The sequence below is a fragment of the Rahnella sp. BIGb0603 genome, from assembly GCF_024808755.1.
GTDB classification, from domain to species: domain Bacteria; phylum Pseudomonadota; class Gammaproteobacteria; order Enterobacterales; family Enterobacteriaceae; genus Rahnella; species Rahnella contaminans.
Map to the genome: position 1 here is coordinate 45,646 of NZ_JANUEX010000007.1, position 15,721 is coordinate 61,366.

Annotated in this window: 14 protein-coding genes; 9 read left to right on the forward strand and 5 right to left on the reverse strand. The window is 55.0% G+C overall.

Annotation, left to right across the window (positions count from 1 at the left end):
• The first annotated feature begins 2 nt into the window (after positions 1-2).
• The gene (gene dnaB / locus M2403_RS18315; RefSeq protein ID WP_101074864.1) at positions 3-1,409 is read left to right on the forward strand and encodes a replicative DNA helicase; all 1,407 of its coding nucleotides are present in this window, start codon (positions 3-5) and stop codon (positions 1,407-1,409) included.
• Between the two features lie 171 nt (positions 1,410-1,580).
• Positions 1,581-2,660, forward strand: a complete 1,080-nt coding sequence (gene alr / locus M2403_RS18320; protein WP_208950205.1) for an alanine racemase — start codon at positions 1,581-1,583, stop codon at positions 2,658-2,660.
• 3 nt (positions 2,661-2,663) lie between these two features.
• Here alr and M2403_RS18325 read toward each other — a convergent pair whose 3' ends face one another.
• Positions 2,664-3,443: a transporter substrate-binding domain-containing protein gene (locus M2403_RS18325; RefSeq protein ID WP_259230436.1), complete on the reverse strand. Its 780-nt coding sequence runs from the start codon at positions 3,441-3,443 to the stop codon at positions 2,664-2,666.
• Positions 3,444-3,693: 250 nt separating this feature from the next.
• Between M2403_RS18325 and M2403_RS18330 the strand changes: the two genes are divergently transcribed.
• Both M2403_RS18330 and M2403_RS18335 read left to right on the forward strand, forming a co-directional pair.
• Complete coding sequence (locus M2403_RS18330) at positions 3,694-4,158, forward strand: Lrp/AsnC family transcriptional regulator (protein ID WP_259230438.1); 465 nt, start codon at positions 3,694-3,696, stop codon at positions 4,156-4,158.
• Positions 4,159-4,422: 264 nt separating this feature from the next.
• Entirely contained in the window at positions 4,423-5,055 is a 633-nt protein-coding gene (locus M2403_RS18335) for a YitT family protein (RefSeq protein WP_165061245.1), read from the forward strand.
• A 64-nt stretch (positions 5,056-5,119) separates the two neighbouring features.
• Here the strand turns inward: M2403_RS18335 and M2403_RS18340 are convergent, their stop codons facing one another.
• Positions 5,120-5,869 (reverse strand): 3-oxoacyl-ACP reductase family protein, encoded by a 750-nt coding sequence (locus tag M2403_RS18340; RefSeq protein ID WP_165061247.1) that lies wholly within the window; start codon positions 5,867-5,869, stop codon positions 5,120-5,122.
• A gap of 128 nt (positions 5,870-5,997) precedes the next feature.
• On the opposite strand from M2403_RS18340, the gene M2403_RS18345 reads away from it, so the two are divergent.
• The 3 genes from M2403_RS18345 to M2403_RS18355 all read left to right on the forward strand — a co-directional run bounded on the left by M2403_RS18345 (position 5,998) and on the right by M2403_RS18355 (position 8,875).
• The gene (locus M2403_RS18345; protein WP_165061249.1) at positions 5,998-6,942 is read left to right on the forward strand and encodes a LysR family transcriptional regulator; all 945 of its coding nucleotides are present in this window, start codon (positions 5,998-6,000) and stop codon (positions 6,940-6,942) included.
• 116 nt (positions 6,943-7,058) lie between these two features.
• On the forward strand, positions 7,059-8,252 hold the full coding sequence (locus M2403_RS18350) for an amino acid aminotransferase (RefSeq protein ID WP_152327418.1): 1,194 nt from the start codon (positions 7,059-7,061) through the stop codon (positions 8,250-8,252).
• A 269-nt stretch (positions 8,253-8,521) separates the two neighbouring features.
• Positions 8,522-8,875, forward strand: a complete 354-nt coding sequence (locus M2403_RS18355) for an MmcQ/YjbR family DNA-binding protein (protein ID WP_152327417.1) — start codon at positions 8,522-8,524, stop codon at positions 8,873-8,875.
• Here M2403_RS18355 and M2403_RS18360 read toward each other — a convergent pair.
• A complete protein-coding gene (locus M2403_RS18360; protein ID WP_259230444.1) occupies positions 8,857-9,777 on the reverse strand; it encodes a pyridoxamine 5'-phosphate oxidase family protein in 921 nt (306 codons plus the stop codon). The two genes, M2403_RS18355 and M2403_RS18360, sit on opposite strands and share 19 nt — an antisense overlap.
• 6 nt (positions 9,778-9,783) lie before the next feature.
• Positions 9,784-10,404, reverse strand: a complete 621-nt coding sequence (locus M2403_RS18365) for a glutathione S-transferase family protein (protein WP_152327415.1) — start codon at positions 10,402-10,404, stop codon at positions 9,784-9,786.
• Positions 10,405-10,505: 101 nt separating this feature from the next.
• On the opposite strand from M2403_RS18365, the gene M2403_RS18370 reads away from it, so the two are divergent.
• Both M2403_RS18370 and M2403_RS18375 read left to right on the forward strand, forming a co-directional pair.
• The gene (locus M2403_RS18370) at positions 10,506-11,435 is read left to right on the forward strand and encodes a LysR family transcriptional regulator (protein ID WP_259230446.1); all 930 of its coding nucleotides are present in this window, start codon (positions 10,506-10,508) and stop codon (positions 11,433-11,435) included.
• A gap of 90 nt (positions 11,436-11,525) precedes the next feature.
• A complete protein-coding gene (locus tag M2403_RS18375; protein ID WP_152327471.1) occupies positions 11,526-12,707 on the forward strand; it encodes an alpha/beta hydrolase-fold protein in 1,182 nt (393 codons plus the stop codon).
• Between the two features lie 63 nt (positions 12,708-12,770).
• On the opposite strand, the gene uvrA is transcribed toward M2403_RS18375, so the two are convergent.
• A complete protein-coding gene (gene uvrA, locus M2403_RS18380; RefSeq protein WP_259230447.1) occupies positions 12,771-15,626 on the reverse strand; it encodes an excinuclease ABC subunit UvrA in 2,856 nt (951 codons plus the stop codon).
• Positions 15,627-15,721: the final 95 nt, after the last annotated feature.

Consider the following 15,721-nt stretch of genomic DNA (forward strand, 5'->3'; position numbering starts at 1 on the left):
AGATGGCAGCAAAAAAACCGACCAATCAACAGAACGAAACCCGCGATCGTCAGATGGAAGGCCTGAAGCTTCCGCCGCATTCGCTGGAGGCTGAGCAATCCGTTCTGGGCGGGCTGATGCTGGACAACGAACGCTGGGATAACGTCGCGGAGCGCGTGGTCAGCAATGACTTCTTCAGCCGTCCGCATCGCCTGATTTTCACCGAAATGCAGCGTTTGCTGGAAATGAGCAAACCGATCGACCTGATTACGCTGTCCGAATCGCTCGAACAAAAAGGCGATTTAGACTCGGTCGGTGGTTTCGCTTATCTGGCAGAACTCTCTAAAAACACACCAAGTGCGGCAAACATCGGCGCTTATGCCGATATCGTGCGCGAACGTGCCGTTGTGCGTGAAATGATTTCAGTCGCCAACGAAATCGCCGACGCCGGTTATGATCCGCAAGGTCGCAGCAGCGAAGACCTGCTCGATTTAGCCGAGTCCCGCGTATTCCAGATTGCCGAAAGCCGCGCCAGTAAAGACGAAGGCCCGAAAAGCATCGACCGCATTCTGGAAAGTACCGTTTCGCGTATCGAAGAACTGTTCCAGCGCCCGCACGATGGCGTGACGGGCGTATCGACCGGTTATGCGGATCTCGATAAGAAAACCGCCGGTCTGCAAAAATCTGACCTGATTATTGTGGCGGCGCGTCCGTCGATGGGTAAAACCACGTTTGCGATGAACCTCGCCGAAAACGCAGCGATGATGCAGGATAAACCGGTCTTAATCTTCAGTCTGGAGATGCCCGGCGACCAGATCATGATGCGTATGCTGGCGTCGCTTTCCCGCGTCGACCAGACCAAAATCCGTACCGGCCAGCTCGACGATGAAGACTGGGCGCGTATTTCCAGCACCATGGGGATTTTGCTCGAAAAACGTAACATGTATATCGATGATTCCTCCGGTCTGACGCCAACTGAAGTCCGTTCCCGCGCACGCCGTATTTTCCGCGAACACGGCGGTCTGAGCCTGATCATGATCGACTACTTACAGCTGATGCGTGTTCCGGCGCTGTCCGATAACCGTACGCTGGAAATCGCCGAAATCTCCCGCTCGCTCAAAGCACTGGCGAAAGAATTGCAGGTGCCGGTGGTGGCGCTGTCGCAGCTGAACCGAAGTCTGGAGCAACGCGCCGACAAACGTCCGGTCAACTCCGACTTGCGTGAATCCGGCTCCATCGAGCAGGACGCCGACTTAATCATGTTCATCTATCGTGACGAGGTTTATCACGATAACAGTGAAGAAAAAGGCATCGCGCAGATCATCCTCGGTAAGCAACGTAACGGCCCGATCGGCACCGTTCGCCTGACGTTTAACGGGCAATGGTCGCGGTTTGATAACTATGGCGGCCCGCAATACGACGAAGACTAATTGTGCGGGGCTATCTTGCTTGCCCTTTTGCCTTCGGGCAGTGCTCACTTGTTGTGGCAAAACCAGCTCATTTACTTGCGTTTACACCCTGGTTTTTCCGCGCTGGCCGAATGCAAACTTCGCCCCTTTAGCCTGCTAAAACCCCAAAAAATTCACATTAAAGGACTCAAAATGAAAGCGGCTACGGCTGTCATTGATCGCCGCGCTCTGCGACACAATCTGCAACGGGTGCGTCATCTGGCGCCACAAAGTCGTCTCGTTGCGGTCGTGAAAGCAAACGCTTATGGGCACGGTTTACTGGAAACGGTGCACAGCTTGCAGGATGCCGATTATTACGGCGTGTCCCGGCTCAGCGAGGCGTTATCGCTGCGCAAATCCGGCATTGTTAAACCCATTCTCCTGCTCGAAGGTTTCTTCTCACCGGATGAATTGCCGCTGCTGGTGGAACATCAGCTCGATACCGCCGTTCACAGCATCGAACAGCTCGACGCTCTGGAAAACGCACAGCTGGCGCGCCCGCTGAATGTCTGGCTGAAACTCGATACCGGAATGCACCGTCTGGGCGTGAGCCCGGCGCAGGCAGAGACGTTTTATCAGCGCCTCAGCGCCTGCAAAAATGTTGTTCAGCCGGTCAATATGATGAGCCATTTCTGCCGTGCCGATGAGCCGGAAAGCGATGCCACGCCGAAGCAACTGGCCTGTTTTAATGCGTTTGCCGCCGGTAAGCCGGGGCAAAAATCGATTGCCGCTTCCGGCGGGATCCTGCTCTGGCCGCAGTCGCATATGAGTCTGGTGCGTCCGGGGATTATCCTTTACGGCGTATCGCCGCTGGAAACCGGAGACGCCAGCGATTTTGGCCTGCAACCGGCGATGACGCTGACCTCCAGCCTGATTGCGGTGCGCGAGCATTTCGCCGGTGAACCGGTCGGTTACGGCAGCACCTGGACCAGCGATCGCGACACCCGTCTGGGCGTGGTGGCGATGGGGTATGGCGACGGTTATCCGCGCAGTGCGCCGAGCGGAACGCCGGTGCAGGTCAATGGCCGCATTGTGCCGCTGGTCGGACGCGTTTCGATGGACATGATCACGGTGGATTTAGGGCCGGACGCGACGGATAAAGTCGGCGATGAAGTCATCTTCTGGGGGCCAGTTCTGCCGGTTGAACGCGTTGCGCAGGCAACCGGCATCAGTGCGTATGAACTGGTCACGCAGCTCAGCGAAAGGGTTTGCCGCCAGTATATTGGCGACTGACATTTACTTCTTCACCGCCAGCCACTGGCTGACAATTTGCTGATATTCGCCGGTGGCTTTACTCAGGTGAAGCCACTGGTCGACATACATCTTCCAGCTAATATCATCACGCGGCAGCATGTAGGCTTTCTCGCCATATTGCAGCGGCTTTTTCGGGTTCACCGCACACAGTTTCGGATAGCGTTTCTGCTGATACAACGCTTCGGACGCATCGGTAATCATCACGTCTGCTTTCTTATCCACCAGCTTCTGAAAAATCGTCACGTTATCGCTCAGCGTCAGCGTGCCTTTTGGCAGATGGCTGTGAATAAACGCTTCATTGGTGCCACCCGCCGGTTCAATCAGGCGAACGGAAGATTTATTCAGCTGCTCAACGGTCTGGTATTTCCGCACATCTTCGCAACGCACCAGCGGAATTTTCCCGTCCTGATCCAGCACATTGGCGAACCATGCTTTTTGCTGGCGTTTCAGCGTGACTGAAATACCGCCCATCGCGATATCACAATGCCCGGCGTTCATTTCATCTGGCAGCGATTTCCAGGTGACCGGCACCCAGGTCGGTTTTACGCCCAGACTGGCCGCCAGTGATTCTGCCATGGCGATATCAATGCCTTCGTACTGGCCGTCTTCTTTCAAAAAGGTGTACGGTTTGTAATCGCCGGTGGTACAGACATTCAGCGAGCCTTTCTGTAATACACGTTCAAGACGGGATGACGTGGCGTCTGCGTGGGCGAGTGCGGGTATTACGGCAAGAAATGCGAGAGGGTAGAGGATTTTTTTCATTATTCTTTCCTTGAGTTTAAATCACGTGCAAGTATAAGAAAAAACAGCCGATAAGTAATTAACCGATATATACCCGTCATACTTCAAGCTGTTTATGCGTTGGCTGCACCTGCTCACCCCAGTCACTTACTTGAGTCAGCTCCTGGGGATTCACGGCCTTGCCGCCTTCAAACAACTTGAATTATTTTGGGTATAGTCTTTGCAAAGTTAAATCACTTTATACAAAAATTAAAACGACAGGAAAGGTGCTATGTACAGCGTTGATGATTACGACCTGAAAATTCTGACCTTATTACAAGCTAACGGAAGACTGACTAATCAGGAATTAAGCGAACTGGTAGGATTGTCCGCATCACAATGCTCACGTCGCCGCATTGGTCTGGAACAGGCGCAGTTAATCCTCGGTTATCATGCACGTCTGGCTCCGGAAGCGCTCGGTCTGGGTATGATAGGTTTGATTGAAGTCAGGCTTATCAACCACTTAGCTGCGCAGGTTGACGCTTTCCACAGCATGCTCGGTGAAGTCGATGCCATAATCGACGCCTATAAAACCACCGGTGATGCGGATTATCTGCTGAAAGTTGCCGTCAAAGATTTGGCCGGTTTGAGCACATTGATCAGCCAAATCCTGTCTGTACACAAAAGTGTGGCGCACGTGAAAACCTCGGTTGTGCTTAACCGTTTAAAAGAAAACGGTCTTTTAACCTTAGCCTGATAAAAATAACGCCAGCGTAATAAATAAAACCCTCTGTTTATTACGCACTATTATGGTGACTTATTTTGGTGCGAATTCCCGTTTCTGGTGCATGAAAATGAATTAAAATGCGCAATCTGTGCATGTAAAGATTAATTAACGCGTCACAAAATCTTATTTTCGTTTTTTAATGCAAATTACGTGCGTAAATATTGCCTTAATTCCCCGTCTCCTTAATTATCACGAAAAGACTTTTGAGTATTTTTTTTCGGGGAAAGGGGAATTATGGCAAGTTTAGACAATCTTAAGCCCGTCGCTGAACAACCGCACAGCGGGCACACGCTGGTTGAAGATGCGCTGGCGATTATCATCGGCACGCTGATGGTCTCGTTTGGCGTGGTGATGCTGCGTCAGGTCGGCGCGCTGACCGGCGGTACGGCGGGGATGGCGTTTCTGGCGCATTATATTTCGCACGTCTCATTCGGTACGGCTTTCTTTATTATCAACTTACCGTTCTATTATTTATCCATCCGCCGCATGGGCTGGCAGTTCACGCTGAAAACATTTGCGGCGGTGGCGCTGGTCTCGGTGTTCTCTGATTTGCACCCGCTGTTCGTTCACTTCGATCATCTCCAGCCTTTCTACGCCACGCTGTTTGCCAACGTCATCATGGGGATTGGCTTTATCGTCCTGTTCCGCCACAAAGCCAGCCTCGGCGGCGTGAATATTCTGGCGCTGTTTCTTCAGGATAAATACGGCATCCGCGCCGGTAAATTCCAGATGGGCGTCGACTGCTGCATCGTGCTGGCCTCGCTGTTTGTGGTCAGCTATGAAATGCTGATCGCCTCCATTCTGGGCGCGGTGATCGTCAATCTGATTATCGCCATGAACCACCGGCCGGGGCGTTACAGCGTCTGACGCAAAAAAACGGCGCAGATTTCTGCACCGTTTTTGCATTGTTTTTATGCCCGTCGTCGCCCTGTTATGCAGCGAAACCGCCGTCAATAGTCAGGCTGGAACCGGTGATATATCCCGCTTCCGGGCCAGCCAGATACGCGACGAAACCGGCGATTTCACTGTCTTTACCGTAACGATCCAGCGCCATAAAGCTCAGCATGCCTTCCGCCATCTCGCCGTCAGCCGGGTTCATATCGGTATCAACCGGGCCGGGTTGCAGGTTATTGACGGTAATGCCGCGCGGGCCTAAATCACGCGCCAGGCCTTTTGTCAGGCCGACGATCGCTGATTTGCTCATGGCATACACCGCGCCGCCCTGGAACGGGACGCGATCTGCGTTGGTACTGCCGATGGTGATGATGCGACCACCGTCCGGCATATGGCGCGCGGCCTGCTGGCTGGCAACGAAAACGCTGCGTACGTTAACCGCAATGGTGCGGTCGAAATCGTCAATGGTTAGCGCGTCCAGCTCCCCAAACGCCAGAATACCGGCGTTGTTGACCAGAATATCGATTTTACCGAAAGCCTGAGCGGCGTTGTCGATAGCTGAACGCACGCTGCTTTCATCGGTGCTGTCGGCTTTAATCGCAAGGGCTTTACCGCCGCTGGCTTCGATGGATTTCACCAGCGCCTGCGCTTTTTCGTCGGAAGAAACGTAGGTGAAGGCGACGCTGGCACCGTCATGGGCCAGACGCTTAACGATAGCGGCGCCGATGCCGCGTGATCCGCCCTGAACAAAAGCGGCTTTGCCTTGCAGTGATGGTTGAGTGGTCATTTTTGTGTGCTCCAAAACAGATGAGTTAATCGGGCTAGTGAACCGAGTATTCACCTGATCCGTGCGGTGAACTAGCCGGTAAACGCTATAATCATTTCAAACTAAAAGTTTGAAATCGGAGTCAACGGATGCTTGTTCACCTTGATTGTTTTGTGATCAGTGCAGATACCGGAAGTTTTTCTGCCGCCGCCCGACAGTTAGGGCTGACCTCCGCCGCCGTCGGGAAAAATGTCACCACGCTTGAAACTCAACTCGGCGTGCGCCTGTTTCAGCGTAGTACACGCAAGCTGAGACTGACGGAGGCCGGAGAGCGTTTTTTGCAGGAAGTTCGCGTCGGGCTGACCACGGTAAAAATGGCGATGAAAGGGCTTTCCACATCGACCGAACGTCCTTCCGGCGTCCTGAAAGTCAGCATGGGAACCTATTTTGGGATGCATTTTATTCTCCCGCTTCTGCCGGAATTTCTTCAGCGTTACCCGGATATTCAGCCGGACTGGGAGTTTGATAACCGCAAGATTGATCTGATTGGCGAACGCTATGACGCGGCGATTGGCGGCGGTTTCGATCTGCCGCAGGGGATTGTGGCCCGTGAACTTGCGCCGGTTCATGCCGTGCTGGCGGCGGCACCGGCCTATCTGAGCCAGCATCCGCCTTTTCTTGAGCCTGATGACCTGGCGCGCGGTGACGGAATCCGCATTCGCTCACCGCAAACCGGTAAGATCCGCAACTTTATGCTGCGTAATGCCGGTGGTCAGCAATCTGCCGTCGGGCTTCCCGTGTGCATGACGTTTAACGAGCCGGAGGCCTGCTGCCGGGCGGCAGAAATGGGCCTGGGAATTGTAATGGCAAATATACCGGATCTGCTTCCGGCGCTGGAAAGCGGATCACTGGTGCGTGTACTTCCAGACTGGTATGCGGATGCGGGCGGGATTTTCCTTTACTTTCCGACACATAAATTGCTGCCTGCAAAGACCCGGGTATTTGTTGATTTTATTATTGAGAAATTTCGTGAGCACCATATTGCACGGCGCATTGATGCCCGCAGCAGCGGGCAAAAAACGCCCGAAAATTGACAACAATGTTGTCATCTTTTTTAACGAACTTTGATAGTCTGTGAAAGAGCAGCGATGCGCCGGTATGACTGGCGTGGATTGCCGCGCCACTCAACCAAACCAAGGAGATGTATACCGTGTTCCAACATGTTGATGCCTATGCCGGTGACCCGATTTTGTCGCTGATGGAAAGCTTTAAGACCGATCCAAGACAAGACAAAGTGAACCTGAGCATCGGTCTCTATTACGACGAGCAGGGTATTATCCCGCAACTGGCTGCGGTGGAAAATGCAGAAAACCAGCTGAACGCCGGCCCGCAATCTGCGTCAGTGTATCTGCCGATGGAAGGTCTGCCGGCATACCGCGCAGGCATTCAGGAACTGCTGTTTGGCGCGGAACATGCGGCGCTGAAACAACAGCGTATCGCCACCATTCAGACCGTCGGCGGCTCCGGCGCGCTGAAAGTCGGTGCGGATTTCCTGAAGTTCTACTTCCCGAATTCGGAAGTTTACGTAAGTGACCCGACCTGGGAAAACCACGTGGCTATCTTTGGTGGCGCAGGCTTCAAAGTGCATACGTATCCGTACTTTGACGCAGAAACACTGGGTGTGAATTTCACCGCGATGGTCGAACGCCTGAAAACCTTACCGGCGCAAAGCATCGTGCTGCTGCACCCGTGCTGCCATAACCCGACGGGTTCTGACCTGACGCCCGCGCAGTGGGATCAGGTGATTGAAGTCACCAAACAGCGCGAGCTGATCCCGTTCCTCGACATCGCTTATCAGGGCTTTGGCGCAGGTATTGATGAAGATGCTTACGCGATCCGCGCGATGGCGTCTGCCGGTGTGAACTGCTTCGTCAGCAACTCCTTCTCGAAGATTTTCTCCCTGTACGGTGAACGCGTAGGCGGATTGTCCGTGGTGTGTGAAGACAGCGAAGCCGCTGGCCGCGTACTGGGTCAGCTGAAAGCGACCGTGCGCCGCAACTACTCCAGCCCGCCGAATTTTGGTGCGAAAGTGGTGGCGAAAGTCCTGAGCGACAGCGCGCTGAACGCGCAGTGGAAAGCCGAAGTAGAGAAAATGCGCACCCGTATTCTCGAAATGCGCCACACGCTGGTCGACAGCCTGAAAGTCGCCTTGCCGGGTCGTGATTTCAATTACCTTCTGCAACAGCGCGGCATGTTCAGCTACACCGGTTTCAGCGAAGAACAGGTTGTCCGTCTGCGTGAAGAATTCGGCGTTTACCTGATCCTCAGCGGTCGCGTGTGCATGGCAGGCCTGAATCACCATAACGTGAAACAGGTGGCTGAAGCCTTCGCCGCCGTGCAGTAAATCCCCGTCATAATTCGGGCTGCTGCGGCGTGGGTTGCGCTCACTCACCCCGGTCACAGGGTACGTCCCTGTTTCCGGGGCTTCCTGAGCTTACCGCCTTGCTTCAGCCCGAATTATTTAGGGGAGTAAGCGTTGTTTAGGGCTGACAGCGATGTCGGCCCTTTTTTGTATTTGCGATCTCATCCCTTTCTTTTTCGCCATGTTGCTGCACACTAAATAGACGATTTCGGTAATGGAATTGTTCACCTCAGAGACGGAGAAAGGCAAAAATGACCAGTCTGGAATTGCTCGACTACTGCATGGGAAAACCCGGAGCAGAGCAAAGTACGCAGAACCCATACGGTGCGAATCAGATAAAAGTGGGCGGTGTGATGTTCGCGATGTTCTGCGATTGTCAGGGATTTGAAGCCGTTTCGCTGAAAACCAGCCTCGAAATGGCCGGAAAATTGCGGGCGGAACACACCTGCATTCTGCCCGGCGAGAACCTCAATAAAGCGCACTGGAATACGGTCGTGCTTGACGGTAGTTTGCCGAACTCTCAGCTTTATTCCCTGATCGACAGTTCCTACAAAATGGTCGTTTCCGCTTTGCCGGAGAACACCCGTCAGGAATTTGGCGTCTGATCGCCGGGCCACTGGCCGGTGCCCAGCGTCGCAGGTGAATAATCAGGCGCTTCTCCGCGCCACGGCAACGCTGCGCGAAAACGCCATACGCGGGTGATATCCAGGCTCCAGTAACGTTCCGCACCTGACGGACCGGGGATTTCTTCCGGCTGCCAGTGAATTCTGGTGTGCCCCTGTAAATGCAGAATATCGCCACTGGCGAAATCGATAAACAGCAGCGCGGCGCGGGGCTCGGCCAGCAGATTTCCCAGCGTATTCATATACTGATTGCCCCGGTAGTCAGGCACCCACAGCCGGTTTCCCACCAGATGCGCAAACCCCGGCTGACCACCGCGATGCGACACATCGGTTCCACCATGCGCGTGGCTGGCGATGAAAAAAGTATCGGCACGCGCAATCAGCGCGCGGGCGTCTTCGTCCGGTTCCGTCATATCTTCCCGCACGGGCAGTGGTTTGTGTACCGGGACGTCCGTCAGTTTGCGGATCTGAATATACTTCGGACAGTTGCCAAAACTCTGATCGATGAGGATCTCGATCCGGTTTTTGTCCATGCGGCCGATCCTGCCGTTTGCCCGGTTTCGTCTGCGGTTGGAGAAATCGATCCCCAGCGCGCCGACCTGTTTCCCAGGTTCCAGCGCGGCCTGCGCCGGATCGTCGGGGCGACGTGGCGCATTCACCCGCAGATGTTTGTCATCCGGCGCGCGGATAAAACCGGCGGGACCGGTCAGGATCGTCGCCACCGGCCAGCCATTTTGATCCAGCGTGGCGACAAACAGATAAGGCAGTGCGGCAAAAAACAACCGGTGCTGTTCCGGCATCGCCTCGCGTATTCCATGCGAGGAAACATCAAATCCCGCCAGATCCTGCGCAAGGATTTCATCGGCATGGAATACGCTGTTCATGGCGGCTTACAACGCTCTTTCGGGCAACGGCGACGCAGGAAGCGGCGTGAAGCCCGGCAGATTTTCAATCCGTTTCAGCCAGCGGCGGATCGCCGGATAATCTTCCAGTGAAACACCGCCTTCCGGTGCCGCGGCGATATAGCTGTAGCAGGCCAGATCGCCAATTGTGACGCGGTCGGTCGCCAGAAACTCATGCGCTTCCACATGCTTTTCCAGCTGCGGCAGGAATTTCGCCGTCAGCGCCAGCGCGTAATCATAAGGTTCCGGTGCAGAAAATTGTGTCACCATCCGCGTTGAAGCCGGGCCAAAACGCACTTCACCGGCGGCGCGGGACAACCATTTCTGCACTTCCGCCGCTTTCAGCGGATTTTCCGGCAGCCAGTGACTGTCAGGCGCATAGCGTTTTACCAGATACACCAGAATGGCGTTGCTGTCGGTGATGATGTGCTCGCCATCGACTAAAACAGGCACCTGTTGCAAAGGATTCAGGTGAGCAAATTCTTCGGTTTTGCGTTCGGCGGCACCGGCTTCTTTAAACTCAAAAGGCAGATTGAGCATCTTAAGCAATAAGGTGACGCGGTGGCAGTGGCCGGAAAGCGGGGTGCCGAAAAGCTGGATGGCGGGCATGGAATGTCTCCTTTGTCTGTGTCGTATAAACATTACTCTTGCGCGAAATGATTGTGATCCACGAAGATTGAAATTGAGTGTTTCACTTTGTGGAAGAATCTATGGACCGTTTGGATGAAATGGCGATTTTTGTCGCCGTACTTCAGTATGGCAGCCTGGCGGAAGCTGCCCGTAAACTTCACCGTTCGCCACCGGCGATCACGCGCGCGATTGCCTCGCTGGAACACCGATTCGGTGCGCGGCTGGTCGAGCGCACCACCCGGAGCCTGGCGCCGACAGAAGCGGGCGCACGTCTGGCCGAAAAAGCACGGTTGTTGCTCAGCCACTATCAGGACGCCGTGGAAGACACTGCTGAAACCCAGCTGAGCGGCCTGTTGCGGCTGACTGCGCCGGTTCAGTTCGGGCGTAAACACGTTGCGCCGCTGGTGATGGAATTTCTCGAACAGAACCCGGACATGCAGATTGAGATGATGCTCAGCGACCGGAATCTGGATCTCATCGATGAAGGGTTGGATCTGGCGGTACGCATCGGGCATCAGGAAGACTCGGGCAAAGTGGCGCGTAAAGTGGCGGAAGTTACCCGCGTGCTGGTCGCCAGCCCGGCGTATCTGGCGCAACACGCTCTGCCGCAGCATCCGTCAGATCTTGCGACGCATCAGACCATCATGGGCACGCTGCGCACGCAAATCCGTGAATGGCGGTTCGGGCCGCACGAAGACGATCTGCGCGTCCGGCTTACGCCGCGTTTGCTGCTCAATGATGTCGAATCTCAGCTGCTGGCGGTGCGCAGCGGACGCGGAATTGCGCGGTTGTTGTCGTATCAGGTGAGCGAAGATTTGCAGGCTGGAAGCATGGTCCGGCTTCTGACGGATTTCGAACCGCTGCCACTGCCGGTTCAGCTGGTCGCGCAACAGGTACAGCAAATGCCACGCAAAGTCCGGACATTCTGGGATTTCGCCTTCCAGCGCCTGAGCGTGCTGCCGCAACTGCATCCTTTAAAGGGTGACGCGGGTCACGATCCTTTGTTGTAAAAATAACCTACTCTGAGAGTTGTGCAAAAACAGTGAGTTACTTCAGGACAGGTCGTCCGTCTGCTCACGCCAACCCAGAAGGAAAGGATGATGACCCGCAACAGGCTGAATCTTGCCACGCTTTTGATACTGGCGCTTAGCGCGCCGTTCCCCCTGACCGTTTTCGCGCAAAGCCTGCCGCAGGACGCCGACGCGTCTGTTCCGGCGAGGAACTACATCACGGCGGTGAACCCGGATCTCACGATTACCTACCGGCTTTATGCGCCTGGTGCGGAGCATGTGGACGTGGTGACCGGTGCAACGCCGGTGACGTACATTCCGCATCAGATGACCAAAGACGAAAAAGGCGTCTGGAGCTGGACGTCGGACGCGCAGAAACCCAATCTCTACGAATATTTCTTTAACGTTGACGGCCTGCGGATTGCCGATCCGGGCAGCGCCATACCGAAACCTCAGCGTCAGGTGAACACCAGCCTGATACTGGTGCCGGGTAGCATTCTGGATGTGAAAAACGTGGCGCATGGCGAAGTGCGCACATTGACCTATCATTCTGCGGCGCTAAATTCTGAGCGTCAGGTCGCGGTCTGGACGCCGCCGGGGTATACCGATGCGTCACAGCCGCTGCCGGTGCTGTATTTCTATCACGGTTTTGGCGATACCGGCCGCTCGGCGCTGGATCAGGGGCGCATTCCGCAAATCATGGATAACCTGCTGGCAGAGAAAAAAATCGTACCGATGCTGGTTGTCATTCCTGATACGGAAACCGACGCTAAAGGGGTCGTTCCGGAAGATTACGTCACCAAAGATCGCCGCAAAGAATTCTATCCGCGCAACGCAGCGGCGGCAGATAAAGAGCTCACCGGGGACATTATTCCGCTGATTTCAAAAAACTTCCGCGTGCGCGATGACGCGGCAGGGCGGGCGTTAGCCGGACTTTCGCAGGGCGGTTATCAGACGCTGGTCAGCGGCATGACACATCTTGATCAGTTCGGCTGGCTGGCAACATTCAGCGGGGTCAGCACGACGACCGTACCCAATGCAGATGTCGAAAAGCGTTTCGCCGAACCCGATAAAATCAACGCGCAGCTGAAAAACTTCACGGTCGTTGTCGGGGAAAAAGACGTGGTGACGGGCAAAGATATTGCGGGACTGAAATCTGAGCTTGAGCAACGCAAGATTAAGTTCGATTACCACGAATATCCGAATCTCGGTCATGAAATGGACGTCTGGCGCCCGGCGTACGCGGAGTTTGTGCAGAAGATATTTAAATAAGTTATAGCTGGAATGTGAATTGGTTTTAGCTCCTCCCCCTGGCAGGGGAGGAAGCCAAAAACATTAAGCCGTTTTCTTCGCCTGCTGGCTGTGACGTTCCAGCAACGGTTTCAGGAAACGTGCGGTATGCGATTCTTTGCATTCCGCGACGGTTTCCGGTGTACCGGCAACCAGAATCTGACCGCCGCCTGCGCCGCCTTCCGGCCCGAGATCGACAATCCAGTCCGCGGTTTTAATCACGTCCAGATTGTGTTCAATCACCACGATGGTGTTGCCCTGATCGCGCAGCTGGTGCAGCACTTCCAGCAGTTGCTGAATATCAGCAAAGTGCAAGCCGGTGGTCGGTTCGTCGAGAATATACAACGTCTGACCGGTGCCGCGTTTGGACAGCTCACGCGCCAGTTTAACGCGCTGTGCTTCACCGCCGGACAGCGTGGTCGCTGACTGGCCGAGGCTGATATACGTCAGACCGACGTCGATTAACGTCTGCAATTTACGCGCAAGGGCAGGGACAGCGTCGAAGAAATCACGGGCTTCTTCAATCGTCATTTCCAGCACTTCGTGAATGCTCTTGCCTTTGTATTTAATTTCCAGCGTTTCGCGGTTATAGCGTTTGCCTTTGCACTGATCGCACGGCACATAAATATCCGGCAGGAAGTGCATTTCGACTTTGATCACGCCGTCGCCCTGACAGGCTTCACAGCGCCCGCCTTTGACGTTGAAACTGAAACGCCCCGGCGTATAGCCGCGTGAACGTGATTCCGGCACACCGGCAAACAGTTCGCGAACCGGCGTGAAAATGCCGGTGTACGTCGCCGGGTTAGAGCGCGGCGTACGGCCAATCGGGCTCTGGTCGATGTCGATCACTTTATCGAAATGCCCCAGACCTTCGATTTCGCGATACGGTGCCGCTTCGGCAATCGTCGCGCCGTTCAGTTCGCGCTGTGCCAGCGGGAACAGCGTGTCGTTGATGAGCGTCGATTTACCCGAGCCGGACACGCCGGTGATGCAGGTAAACAGGCCTACCGGCAGCGTCAGCGTCACGTCTTTCAGATTGTTGCCTTTCGCGCCGGAAAGCTTCAGCACTTTGGTGACATCAGCAGGCACACGTTGCGACGGTACTGAGATTTCACGTTTACCGCTCAGGAACTGGCCGGTCAGCGACTCTTCGTTTGCCATGATGTCTTCTGCGGTGCCTTCAGCCACCACTTCGCCGCCATGCACGCCAGCGCCCGGGCCGATATCGATAATATGGTCGGCGGCGCGAATGGCGTCTTCGTCGTGTTCTACCACGATGACCGTATTGCCAAGATCACGCAGGTGGATCAGTGTTTCCAGCAGACGTTCGTTGTCACGCTGATGCAGGCCGATGGACGGTTCGTCCAGCACGTACATCACGCCCACCAGACCGGCACCAATCTGGCTCGCCAGACGGATACGCTGGGCTTCACCACCGGACAGCGTTTCCGCAGAACGGGACAGCGAGAGGTAGTTCAGGCCGACGTTCACCAGGAATTTCAGGCGATCGCCGATTTCTTTCAGCACTTTCTCAGCGATTTTTGCGCGCTGGCCGCTGAGTTTCATATTGCGGAAGAAATCCATCGCATGGCCGATGCTGAAATCAGAGATTTCCGGCAGGGTGGTTTCTTCGACAAACACGTTACGCGCTTCTTCGCGCAGACGCGTGCCTTTGCAGGACGTACAAGGGCGGTTGCTGATGTATTTCGACAACTCTTCGCGCACGGCGCTGGATTCCGTTTCTTTATAACGGCGTTCCATGTTGTGCAGCACACCTTCGAACGGATGGCGACGGATTGATGTGTCACCGCGATCGTTAATGTATTTGAATTCAATCGTGGTTTTGCCGGAACCGTGCAGGATTGCATGGCGCACGTCGCTGCTCAGTTCGTTAAACGGCGCTTCCACATCGAAATCGTAATGCTCGCCCAGTGAGCGCAGCATCTGGAAATAATAGAAGTTACGCCGATCCCAGCCGCGGATTGCGCCACCGGCCAGGGAAAGTTCAGGGTTTTGCACCACGCGTTCCGGATCGAAGAACTGCTGCACGCCCAAACCATCACAGGTCGGGCAGGCACCGGCCGGGTTGTTGAACGAGAACATCCGTGGTTCAAGTTCGCGCATGCTGTAGCCACACACCGGACAGGCGAAGTTGGCAGAGAACAGCATTTCGTCGGCTTTCGGGTCATCCATATCGGCGACCACCGCCGTACCGCCGGACAATTCCAGCGCGGTTTCGAAGGATTCTGCGAGGCGCTGCGCCAGATCATCACGCACTTTAAAGCGGTCAACGACCACTTCGATGGTGTGTTTTTTCTGCAATTCCAGCTTCGGCGGATCCGACAAATCACACACTTCGCCGTCGATACGCGCACGGATATAGCCTTGTGATGCCAGATTTTCCAGCGTTTTGGTGTGCTCGCCTTTACGGTCTTTCACGATTGTCGCGAGCAGCATCAGGCGCTGGCCTTCCGGCTGTGCGAGCACGTTATCTACCATCTGGCTGACGGTCTGCGCGGACAGCGGAATATTGTGGTCCGGGCAGCGCGGCTCGCCCACACGGGCAAACAGCAGACGCAAATAGTCGTGGATTTCGGTGATCGTCCCGACGGTGGAACGCGGGTTATGCGATGTAGATTTTTGCTCAATCGAAATCGCCGGAGACAGACCTTCAATATGGTCGACGTCCGGTTTTTCCATTAAGGATAAAAATTGGCGTGCATAGGCAGACAGCGACTCGACGTAGCGGCGCTGGCCTTCGGCGTACAGCGTATCGAACGCCAGAGAGGACTTGCCTGAACCGGATAAGCCGGTGACAACAATCAGTTTGTCGCGCGGGATAATCAGGTTGATATTCTTGAGATTATGGGTGCGTGCGCCCCGAACTTCGATCTTATCCATTCATCATTCCCGGATTAACTTGATAGCTCACCGTGCCGGTGACCGTCGGAAAGTGTGGCATCGCGCCGGTCAGCGAATCAGGCACAGAGAAGAAC

What these genes read in the sequence shown, in the direction of transcription:
- M2403_RS18325 (WP_259230436.1), bottom strand. Translation starts at nt 3,443, where the DNA reads ATGAAAAAAATCCTCTACCCTCTCGCATTTCTTGCCGTAATACCCGCA.
- M2403_RS18345 (WP_165061249.1), top strand. Translation starts at nt 5,998, where the DNA reads ATGCTTGTTCACCTTGATTGTTTTGTGATCAGTGCAGATACCGGAAGT.
- M2403_RS18375 (WP_152327471.1), top strand. Translation starts at nt 11,526, where the DNA reads ATGACCCGCAACAGGCTGAATCTTGCCACGCTTTTGATACTGGCGCTT.
- M2403_RS18335 (WP_165061245.1), top strand. Translation starts at nt 4,423, where the DNA reads ATGGCAAGTTTAGACAATCTTAAGCCCGTCGCTGAACAACCGCACAGC.
- M2403_RS18360 (WP_259230444.1), bottom strand. Translation starts at nt 9,777, where the DNA reads ATGAACAGCGTATTCCATGCCGATGAAATCCTTGCGCAGGATCTGGCG.
- uvrA (WP_259230447.1), bottom strand. Translation starts at nt 15,626, where the DNA reads ATGGATAAGATCGAAGTTCGGGGCGCACGCACCCATAATCTCAAGAAT.
- dnaB (WP_101074864.1), top strand. Translation starts at nt 3, where the DNA reads ATGGCAGCAAAAAAACCGACCAATCAACAGAACGAAACCCGCGATCGT.
- M2403_RS18355 (WP_152327417.1), top strand. Translation starts at nt 8,522, where the DNA reads ATGACCAGTCTGGAATTGCTCGACTACTGCATGGGAAAACCCGGAGCA.
- M2403_RS18340 (WP_165061247.1), bottom strand. Translation starts at nt 5,869, where the DNA reads ATGACCACTCAACCATCACTGCAAGGCAAAGCCGCTTTTGTTCAGGGC.
- M2403_RS18370 (WP_259230446.1), top strand. Translation starts at nt 10,506, where the DNA reads ATGGACCGTTTGGATGAAATGGCGATTTTTGTCGCCGTACTTCAGTAT.
- alr (WP_208950205.1), top strand. Translation starts at nt 1,581, where the DNA reads ATGAAAGCGGCTACGGCTGTCATTGATCGCCGCGCTCTGCGACACAAT.
- M2403_RS18365 (WP_152327415.1), bottom strand. Translation starts at nt 10,404, where the DNA reads ATGCCCGCCATCCAGCTTTTCGGCACCCCGCTTTCCGGCCACTGCCAC.
- M2403_RS18330 (WP_259230438.1), top strand. Translation starts at nt 3,694, where the DNA reads ATGTACAGCGTTGATGATTACGACCTGAAAATTCTGACCTTATTACAA.